Source organism: Nocardia alni, assembly GCF_019038435.1.
In the GTDB taxonomy this organism is placed as follows: Bacteria; Actinomycetota; Actinomycetes; order Mycobacteriales; family Mycobacteriaceae; genus Nocardia; species Nocardia alni.
The window spans coordinates 1-14,808 of sequence record NZ_JAGPOX010000194.1; the positions used below are offsets into that span (position 1 = coordinate 1).

Annotated in this window: 13 protein-coding genes; 8 read left to right on the top strand and 5 right to left on the bottom strand. The window is 68.8% G+C overall.

Annotated elements, in window-relative coordinates:
- Positions 1-26: 26 nt before the first annotated feature.
- The gene (locus JZ791_RS40175; RefSeq protein ID WP_438804618.1) at positions 27-1,202 is read right to left on the bottom strand and encodes an amino acid deaminase/aldolase; all 1,176 of its coding nucleotides are present in this window, start codon (positions 1,200-1,202) and stop codon (positions 27-29) included.
- A gap of 98 nt (positions 1,203-1,300) precedes the next feature.
- Positions 1,301-1,783 carry a TetR family transcriptional regulator gene (locus JZ791_RS40180; protein ID WP_254207196.1) on the bottom strand — a complete coding sequence of 161 codons (483 nt, stop codon included), beginning with the start codon at positions 1,781-1,783 and terminating at the stop codon, positions 1,301-1,303.
- 398 nt (positions 1,784-2,181) lie between these two features.
- Here JZ791_RS40180 and JZ791_RS40185 point away from each other — a divergent pair, with 398 nt between their 5' ends.
- Positions 2,182-2,922 (top strand): tyrosine-protein phosphatase, encoded by a 741-nt coding sequence (locus JZ791_RS40185; RefSeq protein ID WP_216902578.1) that lies wholly within the window; start codon positions 2,182-2,184, stop codon positions 2,920-2,922.
- 64 nt (positions 2,923-2,986) lie between these two features.
- Here JZ791_RS40185 and JZ791_RS40190 read toward each other — a convergent pair whose 3' ends face one another.
- Positions 2,987-4,012 (bottom strand): glutathione S-transferase family protein, encoded by a 1,026-nt coding sequence (locus JZ791_RS40190; protein WP_216902580.1) that lies wholly within the window; start codon positions 4,010-4,012, stop codon positions 2,987-2,989.
- A 69-nt stretch (positions 4,013-4,081) separates the two neighbouring features.
- Here JZ791_RS40190 and JZ791_RS40195 point away from each other — a divergent pair, with 69 nt between their 5' ends.
- Together JZ791_RS40195 and JZ791_RS40200 are read left to right on the top strand one after the other, a co-directional pair.
- Complete coding sequence (locus tag JZ791_RS40195) at positions 4,082-4,873, top strand: enoyl-CoA hydratase/isomerase family protein (RefSeq protein WP_216902582.1); 792 nt, start codon at positions 4,082-4,084, stop codon at positions 4,871-4,873.
- Between the two features lie 160 nt (positions 4,874-5,033).
- The gene (locus tag JZ791_RS40200) at positions 5,034-6,296 is read left to right on the top strand and encodes a class I adenylate-forming enzyme family protein (RefSeq protein ID WP_216902584.1); all 1,263 of its coding nucleotides are present in this window, start codon (positions 5,034-5,036) and stop codon (positions 6,294-6,296) included.
- A gap of 4 nt (positions 6,297-6,300) precedes the next feature.
- On the opposite strand, the gene JZ791_RS40205 is transcribed toward JZ791_RS40200, so the two are convergent.
- Together JZ791_RS40205 and JZ791_RS40210 are read right to left on the bottom strand one after the other, a co-directional pair.
- Complete coding sequence (locus JZ791_RS40205; RefSeq protein WP_216902586.1) at positions 6,301-6,726, bottom strand: VOC family protein; 426 nt, start codon at positions 6,724-6,726, stop codon at positions 6,301-6,303.
- Positions 6,723-7,598, bottom strand: coding sequence for a helix-turn-helix domain-containing protein (locus tag JZ791_RS40210; RefSeq protein WP_216902588.1), 876 nt, complete (start codon positions 7,596-7,598; stop codon positions 6,723-6,725). The genes JZ791_RS40205 and JZ791_RS40210 overlap by 4 nt, the downstream gene beginning before the upstream one ends.
- A 147-nt stretch (positions 7,599-7,745) precedes the next feature.
- Here JZ791_RS40210 and JZ791_RS40215 point away from each other — a divergent pair, with 147 nt between their 5' ends.
- The 5 genes from JZ791_RS40215 to JZ791_RS40235 form a co-directional block, all read left to right on the top strand.
- Positions 7,746-8,459: a hypothetical protein gene (locus JZ791_RS40215; protein WP_216902590.1), complete on the top strand. Its 714-nt coding sequence runs from the start codon at positions 7,746-7,748 to the stop codon at positions 8,457-8,459.
- Positions 8,456-9,616 carry an ATP-binding cassette domain-containing protein gene (locus tag JZ791_RS40220; protein WP_216902592.1) on the top strand — a complete coding sequence of 387 codons (1,161 nt, stop codon included), beginning with the start codon at positions 8,456-8,458 and terminating at the stop codon, positions 9,614-9,616. The genes JZ791_RS40215 and JZ791_RS40220 overlap by 4 nt, the downstream gene beginning before the upstream one ends.
- Positions 9,613-10,404, top strand: coding sequence for an ABC transporter permease (locus JZ791_RS40225; protein WP_216902594.1), 792 nt, complete (start codon positions 9,613-9,615; stop codon positions 10,402-10,404). Before JZ791_RS40220 ends, JZ791_RS40225 begins: the two co-directional genes overlap by 4 nt.
- Before the next feature lie 236 nt (positions 10,405-10,640).
- The gene (locus tag JZ791_RS40230; RefSeq protein ID WP_216902596.1) at positions 10,641-14,315 is read left to right on the top strand and encodes an ABC transporter ATP-binding protein; all 3,675 of its coding nucleotides are present in this window, start codon (positions 10,641-10,643) and stop codon (positions 14,313-14,315) included.
- A gap of 267 nt (positions 14,316-14,582) precedes the next feature.
- The coding region (locus JZ791_RS40235) for a 2-oxoglutarate dehydrogenase E1 subunit family protein (RefSeq protein WP_254207197.1) at positions 14,583-14,808 on the top strand (226 nt) is incomplete at its 3' end.

A 14,808-nucleotide genomic window follows, 5' to 3' on the forward strand; every position in this document is an offset into this window, starting at 1 on the left:
CTCCGCCGCCTCACCATCCCCTCCCCCTAGCCGAAGTTCTTCCCCTCGCCCCGGTAGGTCGGCACGGTCGTCCGAGTCCCGTCGGAGTCCACGATGTGCACGTTGTCGAACCGCTCACACAGCTCGCCCGCCTTGGCATGCCGGAACCACACGCGGTCGCCGATGGCCAGCGAACCCGCACCGGGACCGCTCAGCGGGGTCTGTACCTCACCCGCACCCTCCATGCCGAGCAGTTTCAATCCGTTGGGCCACATCGGCTTGGGCAGCCGGGACGCGCCCGCCGGTCCCGAGGCGATATACCCGCCGGAGAAGACCGTGGCGAATCCAGGGGCCGGGCGGCGCACCACCGGCTGGGCGAAGTACAGCGCGGGATGCGGGGTGAAGCTGCGATAGTCGTCGAACAGCGCGGGCATGTAGAGCCCGGAACCCGAGGTCACCTCCGTGACCCCCGAGGACGCGATGCTCACCTCGATCGATCCGGTGCCGCCGCTGTTGACGATCTGCAAGTCCCCGACCACCGAGCGCACGGCGTCGATCACCTGTGCGCGGCGCTTATCGATATCGGTAGCCGACAGACGCTTCACCAGCCGCACGGCCGCCTGCTTATCGGACAGTCCGGCGATCTGTCCTTCGTAGGTCATCAGGCCGACGACGTCGAAGCCGCGATCCCGCGCGGCACGGGCCAGCCGCGCCGCCTGGTCGGGGGTGCGGATCGGCGAACGACGCGGTCCGAGATGCAGCGGACCGATGCGCAACGCGGCATCCACGTCCAGACATACCCGCGGCCGCACCCGATCGCTGCCGACGGCGGTCTTGATCAGGTCCAGCTGCACCGGGTCGTCGACCATGAGGGTGATGGACTCGCGAAGCGTCTCGTCCTCACCCAGTTCGGCGATCGCCTCCCGGTGCACGCTCGGATAGCCCATCAGGATGTCGCGGGCGCCGTGACGCGCCAGCCAGATCGCCTCGAGCAGGGAGTAGCTCATGATGCCGCGGAACCCGCCGGATGCGGTCAGCCCGGAACCGAGTACTTCTTCGAGCACCGCCCGGCAGCGCACGGACTTGCTCGCCACCCGGATCGGCATGCCATTGGCACGGCGCACCAGGTCAGCGGTGTTGGCGCGCAGCGCGGCGAGGTCGAGTGCGGCCAGCGGCGGATCCAGATCGACGGTGGCCGCGTTCAGCTTGGCAATCGACGACATGTCTGTCATTCCCTAACTGAAGCATGAAGTTGGTCAGTGGTCCAGTTGCCTCGGACGAACTCCACCCCAGGGTGGACGGTGACAGATCCCAGCTCAGGCTACTTGTCGACGGCCCGGGTAGACAGGCTCGACACGAGGTCGTCCAGGACGACCAGCGTGGTCTCGTCGTTGCAGTCCGCCAGCCAGCGCAGCACAGTCCCCTGCATCACCGCGACCGTATACGCCGCGATCGACTCGACAGGCTCGATCCATTCGGTCTGCGATCGCCGTGCGCACAAGCGCAGGAAATCGGCCACCTCGGCGTCCTGATCCCGGAACAGTCCCGAAACCGCCGGATCGGCCACACAACCGGACCGGCCTGCCCACCGGCGCCGCAGCGCCGCCACGGTGGCCTCGTAACTCCTGACCTGACGTTCCGGCGCCGCCTTGAGCGCGGGCCACAGCGAGCTGATCCCGGTGTGCAGCAGCACACGCAACGCACGGGTGCCGGAAAAATCGAGTTCGACCGACACCTTCTCGACCGCATCAGCGGCCTCGGCGAGGATCGGATCGGACCGAACCATCTCTCCACTAGCGCTCAACACGACTCCCTTTGGCGAAATAAGCTCGCGCACCTCATCTGCACGGGCCGCTCAACGGGCTCGAGATCCGCGCTGATCGGACCGGACCTCACGGCTCGGTCGACCCGTTCAACATCCATCAATATAGAGGGTTTTAGAGGACTACGGTTGGGTTCAGCGGACGAATACAGACTAGAAGAATGTTTCGTTACAACCTTGGAACCCTGCTGCGACCGATCGGACACTGACACATCATCCCAGTTCGTGCGGGGTTACGGTGCATGAATACGGGCAAAGTTCTACTTAACCACGTATAGATCGTCATGTCTCTGTGGCACATCCCACACGCCGCCGGAGATTTGCCGGTTCGATCGACCAACGACACCTCGACGCAACCAGGCCGTCCGTAACCTGGATGGATGAACACCGTTCGGCCCGATCACTTCATGATCTCCGGCACCTTCAACTACCGTGACGTGGGCACATTGCGCACCGCGCACGGCCGTCAACTGCGCAGCGGTGTGCTGCTGCGCTCGGCACACCTGTGCCGTGTGGACTCTCGCGGCCACAACACGCTGCGCGAACTCGGCGTGAGCACCGTGCACGATCTGCGCGGCCCCCGAGAGATCGATCACCTCGGCGCCGACGTGCTACCCCACGACGTGCGACTACACCTGACGCCCTTCAATTCGGGCATCGGCGACCAGCCGCCGCACGAGGCCTCGATCAACGGGCTGGCCGAGATGCTGAAGATATACCGGTCGTTCCCCGCGATGGCGGAGGCACATGTCGCACTGCTGGCTATCGCGGAATCCATCGTGAATAACGATGGTGCGGTACTCGTGCACTGCGCCGCGGGCAAGGACCGCACCGGCTGGGCGATCGCCACCCTGCTGCGCGCCATCGGCGTCACCGAAGCGGACATCCTGGCGGACTTCCTGCGCAGCAACGGCGCGGTCGAGGCCCTGGCCGCCGACGTCGACCGCAATTCCGGCGGTCGCCTGCGGCTCGCGCCCGAGGTGCTGGGGGTGCGCGCGGAATACCTCGCGGCCGGAACCGACGCGATGCACGATCTGCACACCGACCTGGACGGGTACTTCACCGCCATCGGCCTGACCGAGGGCCTGCGCGATCGGCTGCGGGAGCGCCTGCTCGTCTGAGGTCTGCGTCACGTGAGATCTTTGTCATCCCCGCGACGAACATGCCGACGCCATGTGGGCGGCGTCAGGCGGGCGTCGCTGAGGCCGGAACCCTTTCCTCCGGCCGTGGCGGCGGTGGTGGGGTTCCCCGGCCGAACGGGGTGCCGGGCAGGGCCTCCCGCCCGTGCGGGGTTACCCATCCGGACAGGTCCGGGCCCTTGGGCGCGATCCGGGTGGGGTTGATATCGGCGTGGACGATGTAATAGTGCTGCTTGATCTGGGTGAAGTCGACGGTGTCGCCGAAGCCAGGGGTCTGGAACAGATCGCGCGCGTAGGCCCACAGCACCGGCATCTCGGACAGCTTGGACCGATTGCATTTGAAATGGCCGTGATAGACCGGGTCGAAGCGAACCAGCGTGGTGAACAGGCGCACATCGGCCTCGGTGATCGAGTCGCCCACCAGGTAGCGACGGGTCGCCAGCCGTTCGGACAGCCAGTCCAGCGCGGTGAACAGTCGGTCGTACGCGATCTCGTAGGACTCCTGGTCGCCGGCGAATCCGCAGCGGTACACACCGTTGTTGACCTCGGTGTACACCCGCTTGTTCACCTGGTCGATCTCCGCGCGCAGCGGTTCGGGATACAGCTGCGGCGCGCCCGGGCGGTGAAACCGCGCCCACTCGGCCGAGAAGTCGAGGGTCATCTGCGCGAAGTCGTTGGTGACCACCTCGCCGGTCTTCACGTCGACGATCGCGGGCACGGTGATGCCGCGCGGATAGTCCGGGAAGCGCGCCAGATACGCATCGCGCAGGAAATGGATGTCCAGCACCGGATCCACGCCGCCCCGGTCCAGGTCGAAGGTCCAGCTGCGCTGGTCGTGCGTGGGCCCGCACAACCCCAGCGACAGCGCCTCCTCGAGGCCGAGCAGCCGCCGCACGATCAGGGTGCGATTCGCCCACGGGCAGGCGCGCGCCGCGACCAGCCGGTAGCGGCCCGGCTCGGCCGGGTACCCCTCGCGGCCGTCCGCGGTGATGCGGGTCGTGATGTAGTTCGTATCCCGTTTGAACTCGCCGGGTTCGACGTAGCTGCTCGTGCCGTCCGTCGTCGTGTTCACCGTTGAAGTCTGGCAGACGTGCGCTCGTGCGAGTGCTTCCGCGATCCCGCGCGCCCGTAGATTGAGCCCATGACCGACAAATCCACCCGCCTGGAACGCGTCGAGACCGACCGCGGGGCCGAGCTGGCCGTGCTGACCATCGACAACCAGCCGCTGAACCTGTTCGACAAGGCGCTCATGGAGGCGCTGGCGGCGGATATGGCGGAACTGACCGCCGCCCCGCCGCGCGCGCTGCTGATCCGCGCGGATGGCAAACTCGTCTCCGGCGGCGTCGATGTGCACGTCTTCGAGGGACTGTCGACCGAACAGGGCGCCGCGCTGTGGCGCGAGTTGTTCGCCGGGATCATCCACCCGCTGGAGGCGCTGCCGTGTCCGGTGGTGTTCTCCGCGCACGCGCTGACCCTGACCGCCGCCTTCGAGATCGCGCTGGCCTGCGACATCATCCTGGCGGCGCCGAAGGCGAAGTTCGGCCTGGTCGAGACGGTGGTCGGGCTGACCCCGTCGATGGGCGGCCCGCAGCGGCTCGCCGAACGCGCCGGATCGGGCCGCGCCCGCGAATTCGTGATGACCGGGGATCTGTACGACGCGGCCACCCTCGCCGACTGGGGCGTGGTGAACGCCGTGCACGAAGACGTCGACACGGCCGCGCGCGCACTGGCCGCCCGGCTGGCCGACGGGCCGACCCGCGCGCACGCGGCGACCAAGCAGATCATCGGCGCCTGGCGTTCCGGCGGTGTGGCGCACGCGGATTCGGTGACACCCGAGGTCTCGGGCGAGCTGTTCGCGACCGAGGATCTACGCGGGGCCGTGCGCAGCTTCCTCGACGTCGGTCCGGGGAAGGCGGAATACTCCGGAAAGTAGCGGACTCCGGAAAGTAGCCAGTGGATCCCCGTGCGCCCGGCACACGACGACCTGGGCCCACAAGTACTTTCGAACATGTTTGCCGACAATCAGCCCATAAGTGTGAGCCGCGTCATATAGTCACAGGTGCCTGCCGGAATCCAGGTACTCGGAGGGACGCATGTCGCAGCTGGTCGAATATCCGCAGACCCGAAATGCCTGGAGCGGCAACCCTCTTGCCCGCGGGGCCGATGGCATTCTGCGGTACGGCAACCTCAATCCGGCACTCACCGAACTGCTCGACGTACAGGTGCACGCCTTCTCCACCCGGGAGGCCGTGGTGGAGATCGGCGGGCCGAGCGGGCACGAGACGCGGCTGACCTATCGGCAGTTGTGGCACAGCGCCTCCCGGATCGCGGGCGGATTGCAGGAGCACGGTATCGGCTACGGCGATCGGGTCGCGGTGCGAATACCGGTGGGCGCACGCTGGGTACAGGCGTTTCTGGGTGCGCTGCTGTCCGGGGCGGTGCCGGTGCTCGTACCGGACGGGCTCCCCGACGCCCTTGCCACACAGGTCCTTTCGGATAGTTCCGCGGATTTCGTGCTCGACGGCGGCGGGCCCGCGGCCGGATATTCGGATATGCCCGACGGCGCGGCCTACATCGACGACGGTGCGTCCCTGGGCGAGCTGGCTCTACTGTGCTACACCAGCGGCGTTGTGCCCCAGTGTGCTTCGCCGAGCGGACTCAAAGGGGTCGAACTGACCAACGAGAACCTGCTGTCCGCGGTTCGCTCGATGGTCGGCGCCCTGGACCTGCCCACCGATGGGCTGCGCAATCTGCTCCTGCTGCCGCTGGCCCACGCCAGCGGTTGCGTGGATCAGATGCTGCCCACCTTCGCAGTCGGCGGCACCGTGGTGCTCTCCCCCGACCCCGCCCTCATCGCCGAAACCATTGTGAGCGAATGCGTCGACACGGTCTCGGCGACGCCGCGCATCTTCGCCGGGCTGCTGCCGGATCTGGCGGGCCTGTGCGCCGAGGGGGTGCGGCAGGTGTGCAGCGCGGGCCACCGCACCGAGCTGGCCGCGACCGATCCGGTCACCCGCGAGGTCGTCACTGCCGCATTGCACGAGGTATTCCCGCTGGCGCGGCAGTGGTCGGTGTGGGGCGCCACCGAAACCAGTGGCATCGGACTGGCATTGGCCGACTGCGGCGAACCGCATCACCGCGATCTACTCGGACTCCCCTTCGGCGGAACGGAATTGGCGCTGTGGGGCCCGCGCGCCGGATCGGGCCACGGCGAATTGCTGTGCCGCGGCCCGAATGTCACTCGCGGCTACTGGAACGACCCGCAGACCACCGAATCCCGCTTCACCGGCTCCTGGTTCCACACCGGCAACCAGGTCGACATCGACCAGGACGGTCTGGTGCATACCGCCGAGTAGGCGATCAGGCGCCGGCGTAGGTGCCGAAGCTCCAGTGCACGCCCTCGGGATCCCGGCAGACGAACCCGCGGGAACCGTAGTCCTCGTCGCGCAGCTCCCGGGTGATGGTCGCCCCGGCTTCCTTCGCGCGCCGATACAGTTCGTCGGGGATGTCGGTGACCAGGTAAACCGATCCGGTCCCCGGCGCCATGGTGTCCAGGGCCATCTCCTCGCGCACCGAGCCGAACATGATGCCTCCGCCGCCCGGCCAATCCATTTCGGCATGGTCGACGACGGGGCCGTTCTCCGGATATCGAGCGCGCAGGACGAAACCGAAAGCCCGCTCCAGGAATTCGATGGCCGCGACGGCGTCGCGGTAGACCAGGCACGGCCATACGGCCACGCCGCTTGTCGTGGTGGCGGCGGTCGCCGCGGATGTTGTCTCTGTCATGTCTGTGAGCCTTCCAGCGAGGGGGTCGCGTGCTCTTGGACGAATGGGAACACCTCGCGAGCCAGCCACTGCGACGGCGGCATCCCCGCCAGCTCGCGCCATTCCCGTGCCATATGGGCCTGGTCGTAGAAGCCCGTCGCGGCGGCCACATCGGCGAGCGTGAGATCCATGGGACGAGCGTGATCCCTGGCCAGCATGGCCGAACGCAGCATCCGATGCGAAGCCTCGAAACGCGCCAGCCGGGCGGCGTCCTTGGGCGTGATACCAAATTCCGCGGCGAAACGAGCGCCCAGATATCTTCTGCTCCAACCGATCTCATCGGCCACCGTACCCACCCGGGCCTGCCCGGCCGATCCGGTGAGCAACTGCCATGCGCGCCGCAGCTCCGGATCGATGGACCGCTCGCATACCCGGCCCAGCAGGAACTCGTCCAGGATCTGGAACCGCGCGGGCCACCGTGCCGTGGCCGCCAGCCGCTCACGCAGTTCGGCGGCGCGCGGCCCGAGCACGTCACCCAGGTCGACCAGCCACGACCCGAGTTCTGCCGTCGGCACTCCGAGCAGCGCCCGCGCTCCCAGCGGCGTCAGGGCCAGTTGAATGCCGTGCTGATATCCGTGGTGCGCGATCAGGCACGGCCGCACCGTCAGCCCGCTGGCCAGCGCGTCCCAGCTGCCACCCGGCTGATCGGGATGGCAGCTGACGGGCAACTCGATCGGCTCATCGATGGTGATGATGACCGTCAGCCTCGTGCCCGGCATGCCGATGTGTACCCCTGGAGCGAACCCATGCAGCAGATAGCCGTCGTAGTCGCCTACGAACGGCCGCAATCGCGGATCTGGCGCTGCTCGGGCGCCCTCGGAGACACCGGCCACGGATCTACCGTAAGCCAGACCACCGACAGGGTCGACGGGTCCGGATTCCCGCCCGGCACAGACCGGGCGAACCCCCCGTCCAGTCGGCGAGGCAGGCATCGGCGAACCTCCCACTACACTCGGCCGGGACGAGAGGGGTGAGGCCCGATGTTCAAGGCAGGCATGGAGAAGGCGGTGCGGGCACTGCTGGACAACGGTGCGCGGCTCCAGGCCCCGGCCGTCGCCAAGAACGTCGACCGGCTCCGGCGCGCCCATCCGAACGAGTCCCCCGGCCAGATCATCGAGCGGCTGGAGAAGCTGTACCTCACCACGGTGACGGGCAGCGGGACGGCCGTCGGCGCGACGGCCGCGGTGCCCGGCGTCGGCACGCTCACCGCCATCACCGCCGTCAGCGCGGAGACCATGTTCTTCCTCGAGGCCTCGGCGGTGTACACCCTGGCCGTGGCCGCCGTGCACGGCATTGCCCCGGACGACGCGGAACGCCGCCGCGCCCTGGTGCTGGCGGTGGTGCTCGGCGAGAGCGGTATGCAGATCGTGGAGAAGAACCTCGGCAAGTCCGCACAGAACTGGGGGCGGTTGCTCGCCGGGCGCATCCCCGGCATCACCAGCCTGAACGACGCGCTGATGCGGCGATTCGTGCTGCGTTTCCTGGCCGAGCGCAGCCCGCTGATGTTCGGCAAGGTGCTACCCGCCGGGATCGGCGCGGCCATCGGCGGATTCGGCAACCGCACACTCGGTAAGCGGACGATCGACAACGCGCGCCAGGCATTCGGCCCGGCCCCGCTCGTCTGGCAGACTCCGATCGTGATCGATGTCGACCCCCTACCTGCCCTGGACGAGCGCGAGGACGGCCGTCAATGAGTTCGACACGCGCGCTGGCCTTCGAGGTCAACGGACTGACACAGCGATACAACGGCGTCACGGTGCTGCGTGACGTCGAGTTCTCGGTCCCCGTCGGCTCCATCGCGGCCCTCGTCGGGCCGCCGGGCGCCGGGAAGACGACCCTCGTCGAGATTCTGCTCGGGCAGCTCACGCCGACGTCGGGTACCGCGTCGGTCGGCGGGCTCGGATCCGGCGCGCCTGGCGATCGCCCGCTCGGCGTGCTGATGCAACCGCACGGCCTGCATCCCGCCCGTACCGTCCGCGGACATCTGCTGGTCTACGCCGCCGCCGCGGGCGTGTCCGACGACAAGGTGGACACGGTGCTGGCCACCACCCGCCTGGATTCCGTCGCCGACACCAAGGTGCGCGCGCTGTCGCCGAATGTGCAGGCCCGGTTGGCCCTGGCGATCGCGCTGCTGGGCAACCCCCCGCTGCTGATCCTGGACGATCCGCTCACCGACCTGGACCCCGCCGAACGCGCGTGGCTGTCCGATTACCTGCGCCGCCACGCCCGCCGCGGCGGCGCCACGCTGCTGACCTCGCAGAGTCTGTCGGCCGTGCTCCCGATCGCCGACAATCTGATCCTGCTGGGCGCGGGTTCGGTGGTGTTCCAGGGCAGCCCGCGCGCGCTGCGGCGCAACCACCCCGACCGCTTGGTGGTCGCCGCCTCGAGTCCGATCGCACTGGCCACCATGCTTGCCTCGCAAGGGTTCACCGATGCCGTGATGCGCTCGGACGGGCGGCTGGCGATCGCCGAGGCCACCCGCGCCGAGATCGAGGACGCCGCCGGGCGTGCCCGCGTGCGGCTGCTCGAGGTGATTCCCGAACCGGTGCATCCCGACAGGGTACTGGCCGCGCTCACCCGGACCGCGCCGATGCGGGCGCTGCACGATCCCACCCGATACCCGCCCTCCACCGGAGGGTACGGTCCCGGCGGTTCGGCTCCCGCACAGTACGGTTTCACGCCTCCGCAGGGCAATTCCATTCCTGCGCAATATAATTCGCCGCGACCGCCGTACGTCCCCGTGACGCCCAGCAATTCGATTCCCGCGCAGGGCAATTCCGGATCCGCACCATACGGTTCGCCGCCGGGACAGCAGAATCCCCCGCCGACGCAGTACGGGAGGCCGCAATGATCCTCGCCCTGCCCGAGGTGCCCGTCGCCGTACGCCGGGCCGCCTATTCCGAGATCCGCCGGTACAGCACCCGGCGGTCGGGCTGGATGCTGGCCGCGATCTGCGCGGCGGTCGGCCTGGTCACCACCCTGGTGAGTGCGCACACGGGCAGCGGCCCCCAATCGAGCGGCCAGATCGCCACCGGAACCGCCACCGTCGGGCTGTATCTGGCCCTGATCGTGGCACTCGTGGCGTCGGCGGTCACCGGCGCGCTGTCCACCGGCGGTGAATACCGCTACGAGAGCATGCCACTGACCGCCCTGTTCATTCCCGACCGCGACCTACTGTTCGGCGCGAAACTCGCGGTGGCGGCGGTCTATTCGCTGGTCCTGGCCCTGTCCGCGGAGATCGGCGCGGCCCTGGGGCTGCTCGCCCTCGGCCGCGACAAGGTCGACTTCGGTCTGCGCCTGGTCGGCGTGTTCGGCGGCGGCCTGCTGGCGGCGATCTGCTGGGGCGTGATCGGTGCGAGCCTGGGCCTGCTGCTGCGCTCGGAATCCCTTGCGGTGCTGGCCATCATCGGCTGGGCCGTTGTCGCCGAGCCCCTGCTCTGGCTGATCGTCAAGGGCATCGGCATCGCGGGCGTCGCCGTCCTGCTCCCCGACTCCGCCACCATCGGCACGGTGGCCGTGGGCTCGTTCACCCGCAGTTCGTTCCTGGCCCCCAGCGCCGCCTCCGCCGTGGTCCTCGTCCTGTGGACAGCGGCCCTGGGCACCCTGTCCTGGTGGTACCTCCGCAAGCGCGAGGCATAGGCGCCCCATCCGGCTGGTACCCACCGGATCGACTTCCCGCGGGCCCGCCACAGCTCCGCCTCGCTGCGGCGTCCCCGACCCGCTCGGCCGGACCCGGACAGTCCGGATAACGAGTGGACACAGGTGTGCGAAGCCCCCGAGTATCGGAGGGCGGGCGCTCCCCGGAGCAGCCCGGGCCAGGCGGGTTTGTCGGTGCCGATCGGTAACGTCGATTGGTGATGAGGGTGATCGGACGGATGGGGGGCAGCGTGGAGCAGGGCAGTAGATCGGGCTGGTTACGGCGGCTGTGGGCGGCGTGCTGGGCGCGGCCGAGGGTGGCTACCGGGGTGGTTGTCACGCTGGTGGCCGGTGCGGTGGCCGAGGTGACGGTACCGGTGGCGGCCAAGCAGGCGCTGGACGACGCCCGGGCCGGGAAGGTGCATGCCATCGCCGCGGTCACCGTGGTGCTGGTGGCACTGGCGTTCGTGCGGTTCGGGACAGCGGTGGGCCGGCGGTGGATGGCCGGGCGGCTGGCGCTGGACGTGCAGCACGAGATTCGGGTGTCCCTGCTCAACGCGCTGCACCGGTACGACGGGCGGGGGCAGGACGGGCTGCGGACAGGGCAGGTGGTGTCGCGGTCGATCTCGGATCTGCAATTGGTGCAAGGCTTTCTGGCGGTAGCGCCGATGTCGATGATGCAGTTGCTGCTGGCGGTGCTGGCCGCGGGCGTGATGCTGGTGCTCTCACCGCCGCTGGCCCTGGTGTCGCTGTTGACCGTGCCCGCGATCGCGCTGGTGGTGTACCGGACCAGTCCGCGCCTGCACGCGGCCACCTGGTCGGCGCAGCAGCGCGCGGCCGATCTGGCCCAGCACGTCGAGGAGACCGTCACCGGCGTGCGCGTGGTCAAGGGGTTCGGGCAGGAGAGCCGCATGGTGCGCGTGCTCGAGCAGCATGCGCACAGGCTCTACGGCGAGCGGATGCGCGCGGCGCTCATCTCGTCCCGATTCTCGCCGACCGTGTCCGCGATCCCGCAACTCGGCATGGTCGCGGTGATCGCGCTGGGCGGCGTGCTGGCCGTGCACGGGGCGATCGGCATCGGCACGTTCCTGGCGTTCGCCGCCTACATCACCATGCTCTCGGGCAGTACCCGGGTTGTGGCGAGCGTGATCGTGCAAGCTCAGCTCACCCGCGCGGCGGCCGAACGCGTCTTCGCGGTGATCGACGACGCGCCCGACACCATCGACCCGCCGTCCCCGCGCCCCGTGCCGGAGGGACCGCTGGGCGTCGAGTTCGACTCGGTCACCTTCGGATTCGATCCGCTGCGCCCGGTGTTGCGCGAATTCGATCTGAACATTCGCCCCGGTGAGACCGTGGCGATCATCGGCCCCGCGGGTTCCGGTAAATCAACCCTGGCCCTGCTGCTGCCGCGCTTCTACTCCCCCGATTCGGGGCGGATCCGCCTGCACGGCGCGACCGGCGAGGTCGATCTCGCGCGGGCGCGCGCGTCCGACGTGCGAGCCGCGATCGGCGTGGTCTTCGACGAGCCGTTCCTGTACTCCGACACCGTCTCGGCGAATATCGCGCTCGGCCACCCCGAGGCCACCGCACAGGAGATCCGCCACGCCGCCGAACTCGCCGCCGCACACGAGTTCATCACCGCCCTGCCCGAGGGTTACGACACCGTGGTGGGCGAGCGCGGCCTCACACTGTCCGGCGGCCAGCGCCAGCGTCTGGCCCTGGCGCGCGCCCTGCTGGCCGACCCGCGCATCCTGATCCTGGACGACGCCACCTCCGCCGTCGACGCGGTCACCGAGGCGGCCATCTTCGCGGGCCTGCACTCGGGCCGGGCCGAGCGCACCACGGTGATCCTCGCCCACCGCGAGTCCACCCTCGCCCACGCCGACCGGGTCATCCGGCTACCCGAGCCGGACCGCCCGCACATCACCGACCTCTGGCCGGATACCGACGGCGCTCACACAGATACGACGCCCGAACACGCTCCGAACACGAACGGGCGCCCCGCCGACCCCGGATCACAGACTGCGGTCCGGCCGGATCTCGTCGGCGCCTCCGCGGTCGACATCCCGCCCGAATTGCGCGGCGCGCTCGACCGATTGGGTCCGCCCGCCGAGTCTCCCGGGATCGACGTCTCCGACCATGTACAGCCCGAACCGAACTTCCGTCTACTGCGCCTGCTGCGTCCGGTGCGGTGGCTGCTGGCGATCCTGGTGACGCTGCTGGCCTTGGACGGCGCCACCGGCGTGGCCTTCCCGATGGTGACCCGATACGCCCTGGACCACGGTGTGGCCGGACGCAGTGGGGCGGTACTGGCAGGTGCGGCGCTGGTCGCGCTGTTACTGGCGGGCGCGAGCTGGCTGAACGAGCGCGTGGGCAGCATGGTCTCCGCACGAGGCGGCGAACGGCTGCTGTACGGGCTGCGCATCCGCAGCTTCGCCCATCTGCAGCGGCTCGGCCTGGACTACTACGAACGCGAGCTGTCCGGCCGGATCATGACCAGGATGACCACCGACATCGACGCGTTGTCGACCTTCCTGCAAACGGGCCTGACCACCGCGCTGATCGGCATCGCCACCGTGGCCGGGGTGCTGGTGGCACTGGTGTTCTCGAATATGCGCCTGGCGCTGGTGGTGCTGATCGCCCTACCGCCGCTGCTCATCGCGACGCTGGTGTTCCGCAAGATCTCCGCATCGGCCTACTCCACCTCGCGCGAGCGGGTGGCCACCGTGAACGCCGACTTCCAGGAGAAGGTCGGTGGGCTGCGCACCACACAGGCCTACCGGCACGAACCGAACGCGTCGCAGCGCTTCACCGACTACTCCGATCACTACCGCCGCGCCCGGCTGCGTGCGCAGAAGGCGATCGCGATCTACTTCGGCTTCATCGTGGCCTGGGCCGATCTCGCTCAGGCCGCGGTGGTCTATCTGGGCGCCCGTGATATCGCTCACGGTGTCACCACCCCGGGCACGCTGGTCGCCTTCGTGCTGTACCTCAGTCTGCTGATCAACCCGATCGTGCAACTGTCGCAGGTGTTCGACGGATACCAGCAGGCGAGCGTCGGACTGCGGCGGATCGCCGCACTGCTGCGCACTCCGTCGTCCATCGTCCCGGATCCCGCCGAGCCGGTCGCCACACCCTCGGGCCGCGCGGCCGATGTGGAATTCGACACAGTGCGCTTCCGCTACCAGGGCGCACCCACCGATGCCCTGACCGACGTGCGGCTGAGCATCCCGGCCGGTTCGAGTATCGCCCTGGTCGGCGAGACGGGCGCGGGCAAATCCACGATCGTGAAGCTGCTCGCCCGCCTGTACGACCTGCCCCGCGACGCGACCGGCAACGCCGGAGCTATCCGTGTCGACGGGATCGACGTGCGTGACTACCGGCTGGCGGGCTACCGCGCCCGTCTCGGCGTCGTACCGCAGGAGGCGCACCTGTTCACCGGCGATATCGCCAGCAATATCGCGTTCGGGAACCCGGCGGCCACCCGCGCTCGGGTGGAGCGGGCCGCGGAATCCGTCGGCGCGCTGGAGATGATCAGCGGGCAACCACTGGGCATGCGGCATCCGGTCGGCGAGGGCGGACGCGGCCTGTCCGCCGGGCAGCGGCAGCTGATCGCCCTGGCCCGGGCCGAGCTGGTCGATCCGGATCTGTTGCTGCTGGACGAGGCCACCGCCGTCCTTGATCCGATCAGCGAGGAGAAGGTGCTGGCCGCCAGCACCGCGATGACCCGGGGGCGAACGGCGGTTATCGTCGCCCACCGCCTCGTGACCGCCTCGCGGGCCGATCGGATCGCCGTCGTCGCGGCCGGGCAAATCGCCGAAATCGGTTCGCATGCCGAGCTTGTCGCGGCGGGCGGGATCTACACCCGGCTATGGGAAGCCGCCGGCGCAAGTGAGGGAATATTCTCGTCCTGAGGTTAGTCCTACCTAGGTGAGGTCGCCCAGTTGGACAATGACCTCGCGGGGATGCGCCAGCGGGGTCGGGCAGCGCGATGAACCCGTCGGGAGGCAGTGTGCGTACATACCGATACAGGGGCAAGTGCGTAACCACACAGCGACCGACGGGCACCGTAGTGAAGCAGTGGTTCAGGCCGGGGCATATCCTCAGAAAGGTCGGATCGGCGCTTATGTGACCGATACCCGGGCCGAGCACGTCACAAACGTCGCAGCGCGAAGAACGAAATGAGGCGAACACCTGCTGTGAGCAGCTCAACATCCCAGTTCGGACAGAACCAGTGGCTCGTCGACGAGATGTACCAGAAGTACAAGCAAGACCCCTCGTCCGTCGATGAGAGCTGGCACGAATTCCTGGCCGACTACACGCCGGAGACCCCGGCCGACACGGGCAACGGTTCAGTTGCCGCGTCGTCCGCTGCCACTCCCACGCCTCCAACCGCCTCCGCCGCAC